Source organism: Pseudomonas hamedanensis (genome assembly GCF_014268595.2).
GTDB lineage: Bacteria > Pseudomonadota > Gammaproteobacteria > Pseudomonadales > Pseudomonadaceae > Aquipseudomonas > Aquipseudomonas hamedanensis.
This window is the reverse complement of the sequence record NZ_CP077091.1, coordinates 5780498-5798348: the sequence shown is the minus strand read 5'-3', so window position 1 is coordinate 5798348 and position 17851 is coordinate 5780498. Positions and strand designations below refer to the sequence as shown.

16 protein-coding genes are annotated in these 17851 nt (G+C 61.0%); 5 read left to right on the top strand and 11 right to left on the bottom strand.

The features are described from left to right. Positions 1–40 precede the first annotated feature (40 nt). The 5 genes from lnt to miaB form a co-directional block, all read right to left on the bottom strand. Entirely contained in the window at positions 41–1564 is a 1524-nt protein-coding gene (gene lnt, locus HU739_RS25435; protein WP_186546935.1) for an apolipoprotein N-acyltransferase, read from the bottom strand. Between the two features lie 280 nt (positions 1565–1844). Further along, on the bottom strand, positions 1845–2684 hold the full coding sequence (locus tag HU739_RS25430; RefSeq protein ID WP_007909641.1) for an HlyC/CorC family transporter: 840 nt from the start codon (positions 2682–2684) through the stop codon (positions 1845–1847). A 5-nt stretch (positions 2685–2689) separates the two neighbouring features. After that, the gene (ybeY, locus tag HU739_RS25425; protein WP_186546801.1) at positions 2690–3184 is read right to left on the bottom strand and encodes an rRNA maturation RNase YbeY; all 495 of its coding nucleotides are present in this window, start codon (positions 3182–3184) and stop codon (positions 2690–2692) included. Then, positions 3177–4175, bottom strand: a complete 999-nt coding sequence (locus tag HU739_RS25420) for a PhoH family protein (RefSeq protein WP_186546802.1) — start codon at positions 4173–4175, stop codon at positions 3177–3179. Before HU739_RS25420 ends, ybeY begins: the two co-directional genes overlap by 8 nt. A gap of 214 nt (positions 4176–4389) precedes the next feature. Next, positions 4390–5718, bottom strand: a complete 1329-nt coding sequence (miaB, locus tag HU739_RS25415; protein ID WP_186546803.1) for a tRNA (N6-isopentenyl adenosine(37)-C2)-methylthiotransferase MiaB — start codon at positions 5716–5718, stop codon at positions 4390–4392. A gap of 133 nt (positions 5719–5851) precedes the next feature. Between miaB and HU739_RS25410 the strand changes: the two genes are divergently transcribed. Next, positions 5852–6181: a DUF1820 family protein gene (locus tag HU739_RS25410; RefSeq protein WP_003185742.1), complete on the top strand. Its 330-nt coding sequence runs from the start codon at positions 5852–5854 to the stop codon at positions 6179–6181. A 191-nt stretch (positions 6182–6372) separates the two neighbouring features. Here HU739_RS25410 and HU739_RS25405 read toward each other — a convergent pair whose 3' ends face one another. The 4 genes from HU739_RS25405 to HU739_RS25390 all read right to left on the bottom strand — a co-directional run bounded on the left by HU739_RS25405 (position 6373) and on the right by HU739_RS25390 (position 9909). Then, positions 6373–6927, bottom strand: a complete 555-nt coding sequence (locus HU739_RS25405) for a tetratricopeptide repeat protein (protein ID WP_085612557.1) — start codon at positions 6925–6927, stop codon at positions 6373–6375. 226 nt (positions 6928–7153) lie between these two features. After that, positions 7154–8437: a glutamate-1-semialdehyde 2,1-aminomutase gene (hemL, locus tag HU739_RS25400; RefSeq protein ID WP_186546804.1), complete on the bottom strand. Its 1284-nt coding sequence runs from the start codon at positions 8435–8437 to the stop codon at positions 7154–7156. Between the two features lie 32 nt (positions 8438–8469). Next, a complete protein-coding gene (gene thiE / locus HU739_RS25395; RefSeq protein ID WP_186546805.1) occupies positions 8470–9093 on the bottom strand; it encodes a thiamine phosphate synthase in 624 nt (207 codons plus the stop codon). Positions 9094–9111: 18 nt separating this feature from the next. Beyond that, entirely contained in the window at positions 9112–9909 is a 798-nt protein-coding gene (locus HU739_RS25390; protein WP_186546806.1) for a hydroxymethylpyrimidine/phosphomethylpyrimidine kinase, read from the bottom strand. 477 nt (positions 9910–10386) lie between these two features. Here HU739_RS25390 and HU739_RS25385 point away from each other — a divergent pair, with 477 nt between their 5' ends. The 4 genes from HU739_RS25385 to HU739_RS25370 all read left to right on the top strand — a co-directional run bounded on the left by HU739_RS25385 (position 10387) and on the right by HU739_RS25370 (position 16867). Further along, on the top strand, positions 10387–12735 hold the full coding sequence (locus HU739_RS25385) for a hybrid sensor histidine kinase/response regulator (RefSeq protein WP_186546807.1): 2349 nt from the start codon (positions 10387–10389) through the stop codon (positions 12733–12735). Positions 12736–12830: 95 nt separating this feature from the next. After that, positions 12831–14480 (top strand): acyl-CoA dehydrogenase family protein, encoded by a 1650-nt coding sequence (locus tag HU739_RS25380; protein ID WP_186546808.1) that lies wholly within the window; start codon positions 12831–12833, stop codon positions 14478–14480. A 179-nt stretch (positions 14481–14659) separates the two neighbouring features. Beyond that, complete coding sequence (gene amn / locus HU739_RS25375) at positions 14660–16159, top strand: AMP nucleosidase (RefSeq protein WP_186546809.1); 1500 nt, start codon at positions 14660–14662, stop codon at positions 16157–16159. 72 nt (positions 16160–16231) lie between these two features. Further along, the gene (locus HU739_RS25370) at positions 16232–16867 is read left to right on the top strand and encodes a pseudouridine synthase (RefSeq protein ID WP_225922777.1); all 636 of its coding nucleotides are present in this window, start codon (positions 16232–16234) and stop codon (positions 16865–16867) included. Here HU739_RS25370 and HU739_RS25365 read toward each other — a convergent pair. Next, a complete protein-coding gene (locus HU739_RS25365; RefSeq protein ID WP_007909655.1) occupies positions 16862–17071 on the bottom strand; it encodes a DUF2788 domain-containing protein in 210 nt (69 codons plus the stop codon). The genes HU739_RS25370 and HU739_RS25365 overlap by 6 nt on opposite strands. A gap of 212 nt (positions 17072–17283) precedes the next feature. Next, positions 17284–17763, bottom strand: coding sequence for an Lrp/AsnC family transcriptional regulator (locus HU739_RS25360; RefSeq protein WP_042561225.1), 480 nt, complete (start codon positions 17761–17763; stop codon positions 17284–17286). Positions 17764–17851 lie beyond the last annotated feature (88 nt).

Genomic DNA, 17851 nt, shown 5'->3' with positions numbered 1-17851 from the left:
ATGCATTCCAAATGTGGGAGCGAGCCTGCTCGCGAAGCTTTTAAAGGGTTTTCGACATCCGGTTCGCCATCAGCGCCCAGCCAAACAGCAGCAAGCAGACAATGATCAGCGGCCACGAACGCCATTGCAGGTATGGCGTCAGGTTGTGCATCGGCACCACTTCGCCGTACAGCACGCCCTGTTCGAACTGCGGAATCTGCTCGGTGATCTGCCCGAACGGGTTGATCAGGCCGGTCACGCCGTTATTGGTCGCGCGGATCATCCAGCGGCCGGCTTCCAGCGCGCGCATCTGCGCCATCTGCAGATGTTGCAGCGGGCCGATCGAAGTGCCGAACCAGGTGTCGTTGCTGATCGTCAGCAACAGATCGCTGCGTGCCGACAGCCCGGCGGCAAATTCCGGGTAGACCACTTCGTAGCAGATGAACGGTGCTATCTGATAACCCTTGGCCTGCAACAACGCCTGATCGGACGGGCCACGAGCGAAGTCGGACATCGGCAAGTCGAAGAATGCGATCAGTCCGCGCAGCACGTCCTGCAAGGGTACGTATTCGCCGAATGGCACCAGTTTCTGCTTGAGATACGTGCCATCGCCTTCGCCCACCACGGTGATGCCGTTGTAGAAGCGGCGTTCGTGGTGCACGGTCTGGCGAATCGGTACGCCGGTGATCAACGCCGATTTACGCTCGGCGGCGAACGTGCCCATCATCGTCAGGTAGCCCTCGGCGGACTCCTTGAGCACCGGCACGGCGGTTTCCGGCCAGATCAGCAGGTCGACCGGTTTGGAACGGAAACTCAGATCGCGGTACAACGCGAGTTGCGCGTTGAGCTCGGCCGGGTCCCATTTCATGCTTTGCGCGACGTTGCCCTGAATCGCGGCGACCGTCAGCGGTGCACCGGACGGACTGGTCCAGGCGTGACCTTTCAAGGCGATCCCCGCCGCCCAAGGGCCAACGAGCAGCAACACACCGGCGGCGATAAAGCCCTTGCGACGAGCCTGCAACAGGCGCGGCGCGTTGTAGATCAACGCTGCCGTCAACGCCAGCACGAACGACACCAGCCACATGCCGCCGACTGGCGCGAGTCCCGACAGCGGGCCGTCGAGCTGGCTGTAACCGGAATACAACCAAGGGAAACCGGTGAGGAACCAGCCGCGGAACGCTTCCTGGCCGACCCACAGCGCAGCGAACGCCAACGCATCGGCCAGCGGTGCTTCGTTACGGCGCAACCAGCGCGCCCATAGCCAGGCAGGCAGGGCGAAGAACCAGGCAATCGCCGCCGTGAACAGCAGCATCAGGAACCCGGCCAGCAATACCGAAGCGCCGCCGAAATGGTGAATGCTGTAATAGATCCAGCTGGTGCCGGCGCCGAACAGGCCAAAGCCGAAGCACCAGCCACGGCCCAGCGCCTGACGCGGGTTCAGTTCACGCAAACCGGCATAGAACAGACCGACCGCCAGCAACGCCAGCGGCCAGATGTTGAACGGAGCAAGAGCGAACGTGGTGATTGCACCGGCCGCCACGGCCAGCAGGTTACCGGGCCAGCCGGGGCGGGTTGTCCAGCGCAGGGGGTATGTCATCAGCTATTTCCTGTATCGCGCCGGGCCTGCTGTTACGTAGGGCAAGGCACGAGGAGTGTGGTTTGGTTTTTCAAATGAGCGACGAGTAACGCAGCCCTACGTAACAGCAGGCCCGGCCCTCCGGGTTGTGCCTGAAAGCGGGCCATGCTGCGTTGCAGTCCTTGGAAAGGGAATGCCATTCCCTACGGACTGCGCCTTGCCTGGCCCGCTTTCAGGCGCAACGCGATGCAGGAAATAGCTGATGACATACCCCAATCCTTAGATTTCTTTACCGAGCAATTGGCGTGAGTCGCAGCAAATGAATCCGACGGCTGTCGGCGTTCAGGATGCGGAAACGATAGGCGCCGATTTCAGTGATTTCGTTGCGTTTTGGCAAGTGCCCGAACGCGCTCATCACCAGACCGCCAACGGTATCGAACTCGTCGTCGGAGAATTCGCTGTCGAAGAACTCGTTGAAGTTCTCGATCGGCGTCAGCGCCTTGATCAGGAAATCACCGCTGGGCAGCGGCTTGATGTAGCTGTCTTCTTCGACGTCGTGTTCGTCTTCGATGTCGCCGACGATTTGCTCGAGCACGTCTTCGATGGTCACCAGACCCGCCACGCCGCCGTATTCGTCGATGACGATGGCCATATGGTTGTGGTTGGCGCGAAATTCACGCAGCAACACGTTCAGGCGCTTGGACTCCGGCACGAAGGTGGCCGGGCGCAGCAGGTCCTTGATGTTGAAGCTGTCGCCGTTTTCCTTGAGGATCAGCGGCAGCAAGTCCTTGGCCAGCAACACGCCCATCACGTCATCGTGGCTTTCGCCAATCACCGGATAGCGCGAGTGGGCCGAGTCGACCACGGCAGGGAGGAATTCGCGGGGTGTCTGGGTCGCCTTGATGCTGATCATCTGCGAGCGCGGCACCATGATGTCGCGAACTTGCAGGTCAGCCACTTGAATGGCGCCTTCGACGATGGCCAGCGCTTCGCTGTCCAGCAATTTGTTCTGATGTGCATCGCGCAGCAGCTCAAGCAGCTCCTGACGGTTCTTCGGCTCGTGGGCAAAAGCCTGGGTGAGTTTACCCAGCCATGACTTCTGCCCGTTGCTCGATCGATCTTCGCTCATAGCGATTACTCTGAATCCTTTGTTGTAACGATGGGGGAGTGTTCGGTTTCGTCGTCCGCGTACGGATCGGGATAGCCCAGTTCAGCAAGCAACTCGCGTTCCAGTGCTTCCATTTCCTCGGCTTCTTCGTCATCTATATGGTCGTAACCGAGCAGATGCAAGCAGCCGTGAATGACCAGATGTGCCCAGTGGGCGTTGAGTGCCTTGCCCTGCTCGGCGGCCTCGCGTTCGACCACCGCCACGCAGATCACCAGATCACCGAGCAGCGGGATGTCGAGAAACTCGTCAGGCACTTCGGCCGGGAACGACAGGACGTTGGTCGCGTAATCCTTGTGACGCCAGGTGTGATTGAGTTCGCGGCCTTCGTCCTCGCCGACCAGACGAATGGTCATCTCCGAGTCGGCGGTGCGCTGGCGCAGGGCCAGTTCGCACCATTGGCGGAATTCGGTTTCACTCGGCGCCGACGCTTCGGTGGCGATTTGCAGATCCAGCTCAAGCATCGCGCGGGGCTTCCTTTGGCGCATCGGCGCGGCTTTCGAAGCGCTCGTAGGCTTCGACAATCCGCTGCACCAATGGATGGCGCACCACGTCTTTAGGCTGGAAGTGAGTGAAGCTGATGCCCGGCACGTCTTTGAGCACTTCGATCACATGATGCAGGCCGGACTTGGTGCCGCGTGGCAGGTCGACCTGGGTGATGTCGCCGGTGATAACCGCGGTGGAGCCGAAGCCGATCCGGGTGAGGAACATCTTCATCTGCTCGACCGTGGTGTTCTGGCTTTCGTCGAGAATGATGAAGCTGTTGTTCAGCGTGCGACCGCGCATGTAAGCCAGCGGAGCGACTTCGATCACTTGCTTCTCGATCAGCTTGGCCACGTACTCGAATCCGAGCATCTCGTAGAGTGCGTCATAGAGCGGGCGCAGGTACGGGTCGATCTTCTGTGCGAGGTCACCGGGCAGGAAGCCGAGCTTTTCGCCCGCTTCGACCGCCGGACGCACCAGCAGGATGCGGCGAATCTGCTCGCGTTCCAGCGCATCGACAGCGCAGGCCACGGCCAGATAAGTCTTGCCGGTACCGGCCGGGCCAATGCCGAAGTTGATGTCGTTGCCGAGGATTTCCTTCACGTAGCGCAGCTGATTCAGGCCGCGCGGGCGAATCATGCCTTTTTTGGTGCGCAGGGCGACGGACGGTTCGGCAGGAGAGTGGTTGTCCATCTGCTCGGCGGCTGATTCCTGAAGGAACAGGTGCACCAGGTCCGGCGACAGCTCGGTCCCCTTGGTTTCCCGGTACAGGCGGCGCAGCAGGTTTTCCGCAGATGTGGTGAGCTTGGGATCGCCGATCAGCTCGAACTGGTTTCCGCGGTTGCGGATCTCGATGGTCAGGCGCTGTTCGATCAAGCGCAAATGCTCGTCGAATTGCCCGCACAGATTGGCGAAGCGGCGAGCCTCAAAGGGCTCGAGAATAAAACGATGTGGTTCGATGGGTGCGTTCAAGGTCGTATTTAGCCGCCCTGGGGCAATTAAGATGAAATCAAGGATAACGCCAGTGGCTTGGGTGCGAAAGCTCTTAAATAGCTCAGCCGATAAGCGCCGCTGCGCTTGACCTGTGGGAGCGGGCTTGCTCGCGAAAGCGTCGTGTCAGCCGCCATCAACGTTGCTGATACACCGTTTTCGCGGGCAAGCCCGCTCCCACAAGGGAAATGCGGCGTTATTGAATTAAAGAGCCGCGCAGCGAGTGCGGTTGCGCCGCGTCAATGTGCACGTCGGCGAACTGGCCGATCAGGGTTGGATTGTCGCAGCGGAAGTTGACGATACGGTTATTCTCGGTGCGCCCTTGCAGCTCGCCCGGATCTTTCTTCGAATAATCGGTCACCAGAATGCGCTGGATCGAACCGACCATTTGTCGGCTGATCTCGAAGCCCTGCTGATTCAAACGATGTTGCAGCGCGTTGAGGCGTTCTTTCTTCAACTCTTCCGGGGTGTCGTCGGCCAGATCGGCGGCGGGCGTGCCCGGGCGTTGGCTATAAACGAACGAATAGGAGAAGTCGAAGCCGACATCGGCAATCAGCTTCATGGTTTGTTCGAAGTCTTTCTCGGTTTCACCCGGGAAGCCCACGATAAAGTCCGAACTGATGCAGATCCCCGGCACGGCGGCGCGCAGTTTGCGCAGCTTGGACTTGTACTCCAGCGCCGTGTGGTTGCGCTTCATCGCCGCGAGGATCCGGTCGGAGCCCGACTGCACCGGTAAATGCAGGTGCTTGACCAGCTCCGGCACTTCGGCGTGGGCCTGAATCAGGCTGTCGGAGAATTCCAGCGGGTGCGAGGTGGTGTAGCGGATGCGGTCGATGCCGTCGACGGCGGCGACCACACGAATCAGCTCGGCCAGATCGGCCAGACGACCGTCGTGGGTCAAGCCGCGATAGCCGTTGACGTTCTGCCCCAGCAGGGTTACTTCGCGCACGCCGTGCTCGGCAAGGTGGATGATCTCGGCGATCACGTCGTCAAATGGCCGGCTGACTTCTTCGCCACGGGTATACGGCACCACGCAGAACGTGCAGTACTTGCTGCAGCCTTCCATCACCGAGACATAGGCGCTCGGCCCATCGATACGCGGCTCGGGCAGGTGGTCGAACTTTTCGATTTCCGGGAACGAGACGTCGACCTGCGGCAGTTTGGTGAGACGCGCGGCGTCAATCATCTCCGGCAGACGGTGCAGGGTCTGCGGGCCGAACACCACGTCGACGTAAGGAGCGCGGTCACGAATTGCCGCGCCTTCCTGACTGGCCACGCAACCGCCGACGGCGATGACCATGTCCGGGTTGGCCAGTTTCAGCTCGCGCCAGCGGCCCAGTTGCGAGTACACGCGGTCCTGGGCACGTTCGCGGATCGAGCAGGTGTTGAGCAGAATCACGTCGGCGTCTTCCGCGCGGGCGGTGACTTCCAGGGCCTGATGTTCACCCAGCAGATCGACCATGCGCGAGCTGTCGTACTCGTTCATCTGGCAACCGTGGGTTTCGATGTAAAGCTTCTTGGCCATGGATTAGTGTCGTCACGTGATTCAAAGAACCGCGCATTATAGGGAACAAGCCGTCAGGTTCCTACCGCTGTGCGTCCGGTGGCTATGCTATAGTTCGCGCCCTCATTTTTCTCCCCGATGTTATCCGTCCGCCATGACCAAACGCGAAGCTCCAATCTACAAGGTGATATTCCTCAACCAGGGCCAGGTGTTCGAAATGTACGCCAAGCAGATCTATCAAAGTGATCTGTGGGGCTTTCTGGAAGTGGAAGAATTCGTCTTTGGCGAGCGCACGCAAGTGGTCGTCGACCCGAGCGAAGAGAAGCTCAAGGCGCAGTTCGAAGGCGTGGTGCGCAGCTTTGTGCCGATGCACTCGATCGTGCGCATCGACGAAGTCGAACGTCTGGGCACCCCGAAAATCAGCGAGGCCCGCGGCGCGGTCGGCAACGTGATGCCGTTCCCGATGCCGATGCCTGAGAAGTAAAAACAGATTCTGCATTGGAATGAGTTTGTGGCGAGGGGATTTATCCCCGCTGGGCTGCAAAGCGGCCCCAAACCCTGCAATCCGGTTCTGTCTGACACACCTCGCTGAATGGATTTGCGACTGCTGCGCAGCCGAACGGGGCGGTGCGACGTTTCGCTAAATCCCCTCGCCACAGTTAACCTCCACAGCCCTTAGGGCAGTGGTGAGAATGGCGTACGCCCATCGGCGCTCTGCAGTTCCATCAGGTACTTGCGGAAAATCTGCCCCAGCACCTGAGTCGCTGTTTCGAGATCTTCGCGGGACATTTTTTCCGAGACTTCGTCGGCTGTGTCCAGCGCGTCTTCGGCGCCGTTGACCGCAGCCATCTTAAGCACGATGTAGGCCTGGATATTGTTGGCCTGCACGCCTTCGCCGTGGAAGAACATGGTGCCGAGCTTGAACTGTGCCTGCGCGTGGCCTTGCAGCGAGGCTTTTTCGAAGTAGCTCAGCGCTTGATTGAGGTCGCGCGGCGTGTTCTTGCCGTCATAGTAGAACTCACCCAACTCGTATTGCGCTTGCGCATCCCCTTCGTCCGCCGCTTTCTGGCAGGCGGCCAGTGCCTGCGTGACGTCTTGCGGCTGAGTATTGAGGGTGCAACGACCCATCGCCGGGATCAACAACGAGTTGCCGCCTGCTTGTGCATGCGCGAGCAGGGGCTGAAGGAGCAACAGGCAGCCCAATGCAAGGGTGCGGCCGGTGCGGTTCATGGGAATCGACTTACCTCTGAAGGGCACGCGGACCCGTCGAGGGATCCAATAAGCGCGCATTATGAAATAAGCAGGGCCATCCTTACAAAGTCTTTACTCGTTTTTCTGCTGCGTGGGGAATATATCGCCCACTTCTGCGCACATTTTTAGCAGACGCGTCGGAAAAACCGTGCAGATGTAGGTGAAAGCTGACGCTGGCGATAGCCAACGTCAGCGGGGGCGGTGCTTACTTCAGTGCGGCGAAGGCGCGCTCGGCGGCGTCCAGGGTCAGTTTCAACTCGGCTTCGCCGTGGGCAATCGAGGTGAAACCGGCTTCGAAGGCGCTCGGCGCCAGGTACACGCCGCCTTCGAGCATCAGGTGGAAGAAGCGACCGAACAGTGCGGCATCGCTGGCCATCACGTCTTCAAAGGTGACGATGTCGTCGGCGCCGCTGAAGTACAGGCCGAACATGCCGCCGGCCTGGGTGGTGACGAACGGAATGCCCGCCGCATCGGCGCGCTGTTGCAAGCCGTCGAGCAGGCGCGTGGTGTAATCGGTCAGTTCGGCGTGAAAACCCGGGCGGCTGATCAGGCGCAGGGTAGTCAGACCGGCCGCCATCGCCAGCGGATTACCCGACAAGGTTCCCGCCTGATACACCGGGCCCAGTGGCGCAATGCGCTCCATGATGTCGCGCTTGCCACCAAAGCAACCCACTGGCATGCCGCCGCCGATGATTTTGCCGAAGGTGGTCAAGTCGGGAGTCACGCCGTAGTGCGCCTGGGCGCCGCCGAGGGCAACACGGAAACCGGTCATCACTTCGTCGAAAATCAGCACCACGCCATGTTGGTCGCACAGCGAGCGCAGGCCTTCGAGGAAGCCCGGCGCTGGCGGCACACAGTTCATGTTGCCGGCCACCGGCTCGACGATGATGCACGCCACATCCTGGCCGACTTCAGCGAGCATGGTTTCAACCGCGCCGATGTCGTTGAACGGCAGGGTCAGGGTGTGTTTGGCGAATGCCGCCGGCACGCCGGCCGAGCTCGGTACACCTTGGGTCAGCGCGCCGGAGCCGGCCTTGACCAGCAGGCTGTCGGAGTGACCGTGGTAGCAGCCTTCGAATTTGATGATGCTGTCGCGGCCGGTGTAACCACGGGCCAGACGGATCGCACTCATGGTCGCTTCGGTGCCGGAGCTGACCATGCGCACCATGTCCATCGATGGCACCAGCGAGCAGACCAGATCGGCCATCTCGGTTTCCATCGCAGTCGGCGCGCCGTACGACAAGCCGTGTTGCAGCTGATTGCGTACCGCGTCGAGCACGTCCGGATGGCTATGGCCGAGGATCATCGGGCCCCACGAACCAACGTAATCGACATAACGCTTGTCGTCTTCGTCGGTAACGTAGGCGCCTTCGGCGTGTTTGAAGAACAGCGGCGTGCCGCCCACGCTCTTGAACGCGCGGACCGGTGAGTTGACGCCACCGGGAATGTGTTTCTGGGCATTGGCAAACAGGGTTTCGGAACGAGACATGATCGGGCTCTCAATCTTCAGGATTTGGCGAATTATTTACGCAGCAGTTCGTTGAATGCGCGGGCGCGGCGGGTCACTTCGGCGCTGCTGTCGGCGCCGAACAGGCCATGAATCACCGCGAGCAGATCGACACCGTGTTCGACCAGTGGCGCGGCGTTATCCAGGGTGATACCGCCAATCGCGCAGACGGGCAGGTGCAGTGAGCGTTTGGCCTCGGCGAGCAGTTCGAGGCTGCACGTCGGCGCACCGGGCTTGGTATTGGAATTGAAGAAACGACCGAAGGCGACGTAGCTGGCGCCTTCTTTGGCGGCCTGTTCGGCCAGCGCGATTTGCGCGTGGCAGGTCGAGCCGATGATGGCTTTCGAACCGAGCAGGGCGCGGGTCGGTGACAGTGGGCCGTCGGTCTGGCCCAGGTGCACGCCGACGTTGAGGCGCGCGGCCAGTTCGGCGTCATCGTTGATGATCAGCTGCGTCTTGTAGCGTTCGCACAGGTTGCGCAGTGCTTCGGCCTCGCGCAGGCGGCGGGCCTCGTCGCTGCTCTTGTCGCGGTATTGCAGCAGGGTGACGCCGCCTTCCAGCGCCGCCTCGACATAAGACAGAAACTTGCCGGCCAGCAGTTGGCTGTCGGTGATGGCATACAGGCCACGTAGTTTCATCAGGCAGACCTCACGACGTTACGAGCAGAAATCCAGCGGCAGGCGACGCGGGACGAACTGGCCTTTGCCCAGTTGTTCGGCATCGCGCAGGGTGCGCCAGGTGTAATCCAGCGCACTGCGCACGGCGCTGGCCAGGTGTTCGCCCTGGGCCAGGCGGCCGGCCAGCGCACTGGCGAGGGTGCAGCCGGAGCCGTGATAGCTGCCCGGCAGGCGCTGGCAGATAAAGGTTTCGCGCAGGCCGTCGCGGCTGTACACGCGGTTGTGGATTTCAGTTTCGTCGCCGTGACCGCCGGTGATCAGCAGGTTTTTGACGAACGGCAGAAGTTTTTCCGCGCACTCATCCGCAGTGCCTTCGGGCAGTTCGGCGAGGATGCGGGCTTCAGGAAGATTGGGGGTGGCAATGATCGACAGCGGCAGCAGACGCTCGCGCATCGCATAGCCGACCTCGTCCTTGCCCAGGCGTCCGCCGCCGCCGGCACGCAGTACCGGGTCGCAAACGACTGGCAGGTGCGGGTGCGCCGAAAGCAGTTCGACCACCGTGTCGACCATCGCCAGCGAACCGAGCATGCCCAGTTTCACCGCCGCGACTTCGGAGTCGTTGAGTACGGCGTTGGCCTGGGCCAGGACCCACTCGCGATCGAGGACGCGAAAGTCAGTGACGTTGACGGTGTCTTGCACGGTCAGGGCGGTGACGGCCGGAGCCGCATGGCAACCCTGCGCGAGCAGGGCTTCGATATCTGCCTGCAAGCCGGCGCCACCACTGGGGTCGTGGCCGGAGAGACAGAGGACAACGGGGCGGGAGCTGTAGATATTCATGGTGCGCGAGCTTACCACCAAAGCTGATTTTCGGGTTCAGTACTGACGTTGTTTGCGAGCAGATTGTCGGACAACCCCGCAGTCTTTATTTGGAGCACATTTGTGGCGAGGGGATTTATCCCCGTTGGGCTGCGAAGCGGCCCCAAACCCTGCAATCCGGTTCTTTCTGACACACCATCGCTGGATGGACTTGCGACTGCTTCGCAGCCGAACGGGGATAAATCCCCTCGCCACAATTGGTCACCTATCAAGGAGGCTGTCGTCGCAAGTTGACCAATGCAACAGCTCTAGGTCGCTGCTTTGCTCTGAAACGCCCGTTCTAGAGCCTTTGTAGGAAAAATTTCAATGGTGCTCAATGGCCATCAACGGCTATGCTAGTCTGGATCCAAACCAATAACAGGTAATACCGGTTTTACGTCTACTCAAAGGGAATGGGGGGCTTCCTGACACAACCGGACGAGCCACGCTGGGGCTTCAATGCGCTATTTGCTGATGTTGCTGTTCTGCTTGCCCCTCCTGGCGAGCGCCGTCGAATTCGACGAATTCACCCAGAGCCTGCCTCTGGGCCGGTCGCTGCAAGTGTTCGAAGACCCCAGCGGTCAGGCGAGCATTGCCGATGTTCGCGCGCAAGCCGCCGCCGGCCAGTTCAAACCGCACGATAAAGCCACGCTCAACGCCGGTTATTCGCGTTCGGCGTTCTGGCTGAAAATCGACCTGCATTATCGCCCGAGCAATCCCGCCGCCCAGCGCACCTGGCTGCTGGAGCTGGCGTATCCACCGCTCGACCATCTCGACCTGTACCTGGCCGATGCCCAGGGCAATTATCGTCTGGTCCGCCAGACCGGCGACGCCTTGCCCTTCGCCAGCCGTGAGATCCGCCAGAACAACTACCTGTTCGACCTTGCGTTCAAGGCGGATCAACAGCAGACCGTGTACCTGCGACTGGCCAGTGAAGGCTCGATTCAGGCACCGGTAACGTTGTGGTCGAGTACCGCGTACCTCGAAGACCAGCCGGTGCGCCTGTATGTGCTGGGCATCATTTATGGCGTGCTGCTGGGGATGCTGGTCTATAACCTGTTCATCTTCTTGAGCGTGCGCGACACCAGCTACCTCTATTACATTTTCTACATTGCTTCGTTCGGCCTTTATCAGCTGTCGGTGAACGGCGCGGCGGTGGAGTACTTCTGGCCCGACAACCCGTGGTGGGCGAACGCTGCGACGCCGTTCTTCATCGGTTGCGCAGGCTTGTTCGGCAGTCAGTTCGCGCGCAGTTTCCTGCAGACCAAGACCCACAGCCGCTGGCTCGACCGATTGCTGATAGCCCTGATTGCGTTTGGCGCGCTGGTGGTCGGTCTGTCGCTGATGGCCAGTTACGCACTGGCGTTGCGCCTGGCGACGACGCTGGCGCTGACCTTTACCATCGTTATTTTCGCCGCCGGTCTGCTGGCCTGGTGGCGGGGCTTGCGCGTGGCCCGTTATTTCATCATCGCCTGGTCGGCGTTTCTGCTCGGCGGCATCGTCAACACATTGATGGTGCTCGGTCTACTGCCCAACGTGTTCCTGACCATGTACGCCAGCCAGATCGGCTCGGCCATCGAAGTGGCGCTGCTGTCGCTGGCGTTGGCCGACCGCATCAACGCGATGCGCGAGCAACAGGCGCAGACCCTGTACGACGCCGGGCAGAAACTCGAAGTGCTCAACCAGCAACTGGCCCACAGCAACAAGCTCAAGGACGAATTCCTCGCGACCCTGACCCACGAGCTGCGCACGCCGATGAACGGTGTGATCGGTTCGCTGGAGCTGATGCAAACCGTCGAGATGGACGCAGAACTTGAGCAGTATCAACAGACCGCCGCCGGTTCCGCGCGGGACATGATGCGTATGGTCAACGGCATTCTCACCCTCACCGAATTGCAGGCCGGCAAGCTGACAGCGACGTCGGCCAGTTTCAGCCTGCGCGGTGTGATTGAAGCACTACGCACTCAGTTCGCGGGCAACGCGGCGAGCAAGTCGCTGGACTTCAAGGTCGAGGTGCTGCCGACTCTGCCGGATCGCCTGCTCGGCGACAGCGCAAAACTGGCGCAATGCCTGGAGTGCCTGCTCGATAACGCGATCAAATTCACGCGGGTCGGCGGGCTGGCGTTGCGGGTGACCGGCAAGCCCTCGACCGGCAATCGTCTGGCGCTGTCGTTCGCGGTGATCGACAGCGGCATCGGTTTCTCCGATCTGGGTGAGGCGACGTTGTATCAGCGTTTTTTCCAGCTCGACGGCTCCATGACCCGCGAGTACGGTGGACTGGGCGTTGGCCTGGCGATCTGCCGGCAGTTGGTGGAATTGCTCGGTGGCAAGCTCACGCACCGTTCCGAGCCGGGCAGCGGCAGTCGCTTTCAACTGGACGTCGAATTTGCGCTGCCGCTGGTCGAGACAGCGCCAGCACCAACGCGTGATTGCGCACGGGCACCGCAGGACTGCACGGTGCTGCTGGTCGACGACAACAGCGTCAATCAACTGGTGATGCGCGGCATGTTGCTCAAGCTCGGCTTTCGCGTACGCAGTGCCGACAACGGCGTGGCGGCGCTGGACTGCCTGCAGCGCGAAACCTTCGATGCAGTGTTGATCGATTGCCAGATGTCCCGCCACGAGGGCGCGTCGTTGTGCTGCCAGATTCACGCCTTGCCCGGCTGCGCCGATGTGCCGGTGTTCATGCTGGCGTTGACGGCTGACCGTGAACCCTGCGCTCCTGGCGCAGCCATCGATTATCTGCACAAACCGGTGAAATTCGAGGATTTGCAGGCTGCGCTGGAGCGTCGGGTGCTTAGCTGCTGATGGGGTAAAAGCGCCGCAATAACGGCGCGTATGACACTTTGTTCAAAAAAGCACCAGTGCTTAACTGGTGGCATTGCTGAACAAGGAGCCTTGCCATGAACCTGCATCAGTTCGCCGAAACCCACGAAGTCACCAACCAGCCACCGTCGCTGGACGGCACCAACCTGTACCGCATCGACCTGCCTTTGCAGGAGTGGTCGCGGCGGTTCGGCGCCGGTTGGGCCGAGTCGCGGATCGACGCCTACGGCGCACTCGCCGGTGGCCCGCTGATGGAAGCCGGGTTCCTTGCCAACCAGAACAAACCGGTATTCGCCAGCCATGACCGCTACGGTCATCGTATCGATCTGGTCGAATTTCACCCGGCTTACCACGAGCTGATGCGCACCGCGATCGAACATGGCCTGACCTCGCTGCCGTGGGCTCATCCGCAGGAAGGCGCGCATGTCGCCCGCGCGTCGATGACGTATCTGCACAGCCAGGCCGAGGCCGGCAGCGGTTGCCCGCTGACCATGACCTTCGCCAGCGTGCCGGCCTTGCGCTTGCAGCCAGAGCTGGCCGAACAGTGGCTGCCCAAAGTCCTTGCTACTGAATACGATCCGCGCAACGTCGGCATGGCACACAAGGCCGGTGTGACCATCGGCATGGCGATGACCGAAAAACAGTGCGGCACCGACGTGCGCGCCAACACCACCAAAGCGTATCCGGTCGGCGCCAGCGGCCCGGGCCAGGCGTATGAGCTGGTCGGGCACAAGTGGTTCTGTTCGGCGCCGATGTGCGATGCGTTTCTCACCCTGGCGCAAACTGACAAGGGTTTGAGTTGCTTCCTGCTGCCGCGTCATCGCCCGGACGACACGCGCAATCAGTTCTACATCCAGCGCCTGAAAAACAAACTCGGCAATCAGTCCAACGCCTCCAGTGAAGTGGAGTTTCGTGGCGCGCTGGCATGGATGATTGGCGAAGAAGGGCGCGGCGTGCCGACGATCATTGAAATGGTTGCGATGACGCGCTTCGATTGCATGGTCGGTTCCAGCTCGCTGATGCGTCAGGCGCTGACCCAGGCCAGCCATCACTGTGCACACCGCACGGTCGGCGGCAAATTGCTCAGCGAACAGCCATTGATGCAGAACGTCCTGGCCGATCTGGCGCTCGAGAGCGAGGCCGCACTGGCGCTGAGCCTGCGCATGGGCAAGGCGCTGGATCATCTGGATGATCGCCACGAAGCACAATTCGCGCGGCTGGTGACGGCGGTGGGTAAATACTGGATCTGCAAGCGGGCGCCGGGAATGATCAACGAAGCGGCGGAATGCATGGGCGGTGCCGGCTATGTCGAGGACAGCATCCTGCCGCGCCTGTACCGCGAAGCGCCGGTGAACTCGACGTGGGAAGGCTCTGGAAATGTGCAGTGTCTGGACGTGCTCCGCGCGCTGTCGAAAGAGCCGGGTGTGCTGGACGTGTTGTTCAGCGAATTGGGTGACGGGCATGGCGATAAGCGTCTGGCGGCGCATCTCCAGCAATTGCAGGCGCAGTTCAAGGACACCAGCGACATTCAGTATCGGGCGCGGCAGTTGACCGAAGACATTGCCCTGGGCTTGCAGGCCAAATTGCTGCTGGAGGCTGGCAACTCGGTGGTCAGTGATGCCTTTATCGCCAGTCGCCTGAGCGGTGGCGGCCGTGTCTACGGCGCGTTGCCGCGCGGGCTGAATGTCGAAGCCATCGTCGCCCGCTCAACCCCACAGCATTTCTGAATGCACACAAATCCCCTGTAGGAGTGAGCCTGCTTGCGATAGCGGTGTGACAGTCAATGCAATATCGACTGATAGACCGCTATCGCGAGCAGGCTCACTCCTACAGGGTCTGTATGCGACCGACATATTGTGGGGTTGCCAACATGCCACTGTTCCCGTGAGACCACGATGCAGGCAAGATGAAGCTCTGCAAGTCAGAACACAGGAAGCTGATCGTGACCGAAGCGTTTATTGTCGTTCAAACCGCCGAACAAGCCGTGGATCGTCTCGCCGAGTTGCATGAGCGGGCCACCACGGCGCTGAACTCGGCGCTCAAGCGTTACCTCAAGGATCGCGTCGAACCCGACGCTGTACAGCGTGCCCTGTTTCGTTATCCCGAGCTGCGTCTGACCTACCATTGCCAGGGCGAAGTCCCGCAGACCACCCGCGCTTACGCCAAAGTACAATTGCCGGGCACTTACAGCGTCACCGTCACCCACCCGGCGGCGTTTCGCAAATACCTGCTCGAACAACTGACACCGTTGATGCACGACTTCACCGTGACCGTCGAAGTCGGCGTCAGCCAGCAGAACATTCCGTATCCGTATGTGGTCGAGCAGGGCGATGAACTGGCTGGTTCCGGCGTTACCGCCGCGGTGCTGGCGCGGGTGTTCCCGAGTACCGACCTGTCCGCTGCGACCGACGGCATTGCCGACGGCCTCTACGACTGGGAAAACACCGATCCGCTGCCACTGGCACTGTTCGACGCTGCGCGCGTGGACTTCTCGCTGCGTCGCTTGGTGCATTACACCGGCAGCGACTGGCGCCATGTGCAGCCATGGATTCTGTTGACCAACTATCACCGTTACGTCGACCAGTTCATCGTCCATGGCCTGGAACAATTGCGCCGCGACCCGCGTTTCGTGCGCATGGTCTTGCCGGGCAACGTGATCATCGAGAAGGGCATGGATCACGGCGAGGCGTCGGCGATTGCCGCCGGTGTGGTCTGGCACCGTTACCAGATGCCGGCCTATCACCTGATCGCCAGCGATGGCCATGGGGTGACCTTGGTGAATATCGGCGTCGGCCCGTCCAACGCCAAGAACATTACTGACCACCTGGCCGTGCTCCGTCCGCATTGCTGGCTGATGATCGGCCACTGTGGCGGCCTGCGTCAGTCGCAGACCATCGGCGACTACGTGCTGGCCCACGCCTACATGCGCCGCGACGGCATTCTCGATCGTGTGGTGCCGCCGAACATTCCGATCCCGGCACTGGCCGAAGTGCAAATGGCGCTGCAACAGGCGGCTGCGAACGTTACTGGCGAGAAGGGCGACGACCTGAAGAAACGCCTGCGCACCGGCACCGTGCTGACCTACGACGACCGTAACTGGGAGTTGCGCTGGGCTCAGGAGCGACCACTGATCAACCTGTCCCGCGCGGTCGCCGTGGACATGGAAAGTGGCACGATTGCCGCCCAGGGTTATCGTCTGCGGGTGCCATACGGCACGCTGCTTTGCGTCTCGGACAAGCCGCTGCACAGCGAAATCAAACTGCCCGGCTCGGCCAACGCGTTCTATGAACGCGCGGTCAGCCAGCATTTGAAGATCGGCATCGAAGCGGTGGATCTGCTGCGCACCGAGCTCAACTCGCTGCACTCGCGCAAACTGCGCAGCTTCGACGAGCCGCCGTTCCGTTAACGGTTAATCGTGGTCATTTGGCGGTCGGGGCACTAGCATTGTCAGCCCTGATCGCCAGATGTTGTTTTGTCCATGTCTCGTCCTCCGCGTCCTCCTTCGCGCCGTCCCGGTGTGAAGCCGCCATCCTCTTCGCCACGCCGTGTCGCGAAAGCGCCGCCGGCCGAGCCCAGGCTGATCCTGTTCAACAAGCCGTTCGATGTGCTGACGCAGTTCAGCGACGGTGAAGGGCGGGCGACGCTCAAGGACTACATCGATGTGCCGGGCATCTATCCGGCCGGGCGTCTGGATCGCGACAGCGAAGGATTGTTGCTGCTGACCAACGACGGCCAGTTGCAGGCGCGGATTGCCGATCCGAAACATAAACTGGCGAAGACTTACTGGGTGCAAGTCGAAGGCGAGCCGACGGCCGAGCAGTTGCAGCGCTTGCGTGAGGGTGTCGAACTGAATGACGGCATGACTTTGCCCGCCGAAGCGCGGCAGCTGGATGAACCACAATTGTGGCCGCGCAACCCGCCGGTACGCTTTCGCAAAAGCGTGCCGACAAGCTGGCTGGAACTGGTGATTCGCGAGGGGCGCAACCGTCAGGTGCGGCGCATGACGGCGGCGGTCGGGTTGCCGACGTTGCGTCTGGTGCGGGTCAGGATCGGCGACTGGACCATCGAGGGCCTCGATCAGGGCCAGTGGAAAGAAGCGCCGGCGCGTTTATAGAGCGCCGGACTCGATCAGGCCGATCACCACACTCTTGATGATGAACGCGGCCACACCCAGGCCCAGTACGAAAAACAGAATGAACGAGCCGAACCGTCCGGCCTTGGACTTCTTCGCCAGATCCCAGACGATGAAACCCATGAAAATGATCAGGATGCTGACCAGACCGGTCATCATCCATTCTTCGAGCAGTGCTGGATCCATCGGCGATCTCCGGCGCGGGGGCAGGGCTGAAAGGGCGGCGGCGAGTATACGTCATGGTCGGTGGGGGTGGCATTGATCTGGGTCGCCTGTGCCGGCCCCTTCGCGAGCAAGCCCGCTCCCACATTTGGAATGCATTTCCCTGTGGCAGCAAGCCTGCTCTCACATTTGCAATGCATTTCCCTGTGGGAGCGGGCTTGCTCGCGAAAGCGGTTTCAGCTGCGCAGATGAGTCAGCGGCAACTCGGTGCTGTTCAGCACTTGGTTCAACACAAAACTCGACCGCACGCTCGTAACCCCGTCAATGCGGGTCAGATGCCCCAGCAGCAATTTCTGATAGTGATCCATATCCGGCACCACCACCTTTAACTGGTAGTCGGCGTCCACCCCGGTCACCAGGCTGCACTCCAGCACCTGCGGCAACGTACGAATGGCTGCCTCGAAATTTTCGAAGCGCTCTGGTGTATGCCTGTCCATGCCGATCAGCACATACGCGGTCAGGCTCAGCCCGAGCATTTTTCGATCAAGCAGCGCGACCTGCCGCGAAATGTAGCCGTCGTCTTCCAGTTGCTTGACCCGACGCGAGCAAGGCGAGGGGGACAGACCGATGCGCTCGGCCAGCTCCTGGTTGGAGATGCGGGCGTCGCGTTGCAATTCCGCCAAAATGCTCAAGTCGTAACGGTCGAGTTTGCTCATCAATCTGTCCTTGGCTGTAACTATTGCGGCAGATTATCTATCCAGGGTTAAAAATTGCGCAAGTGGTGTTTATTTGAGCAATCTTCGC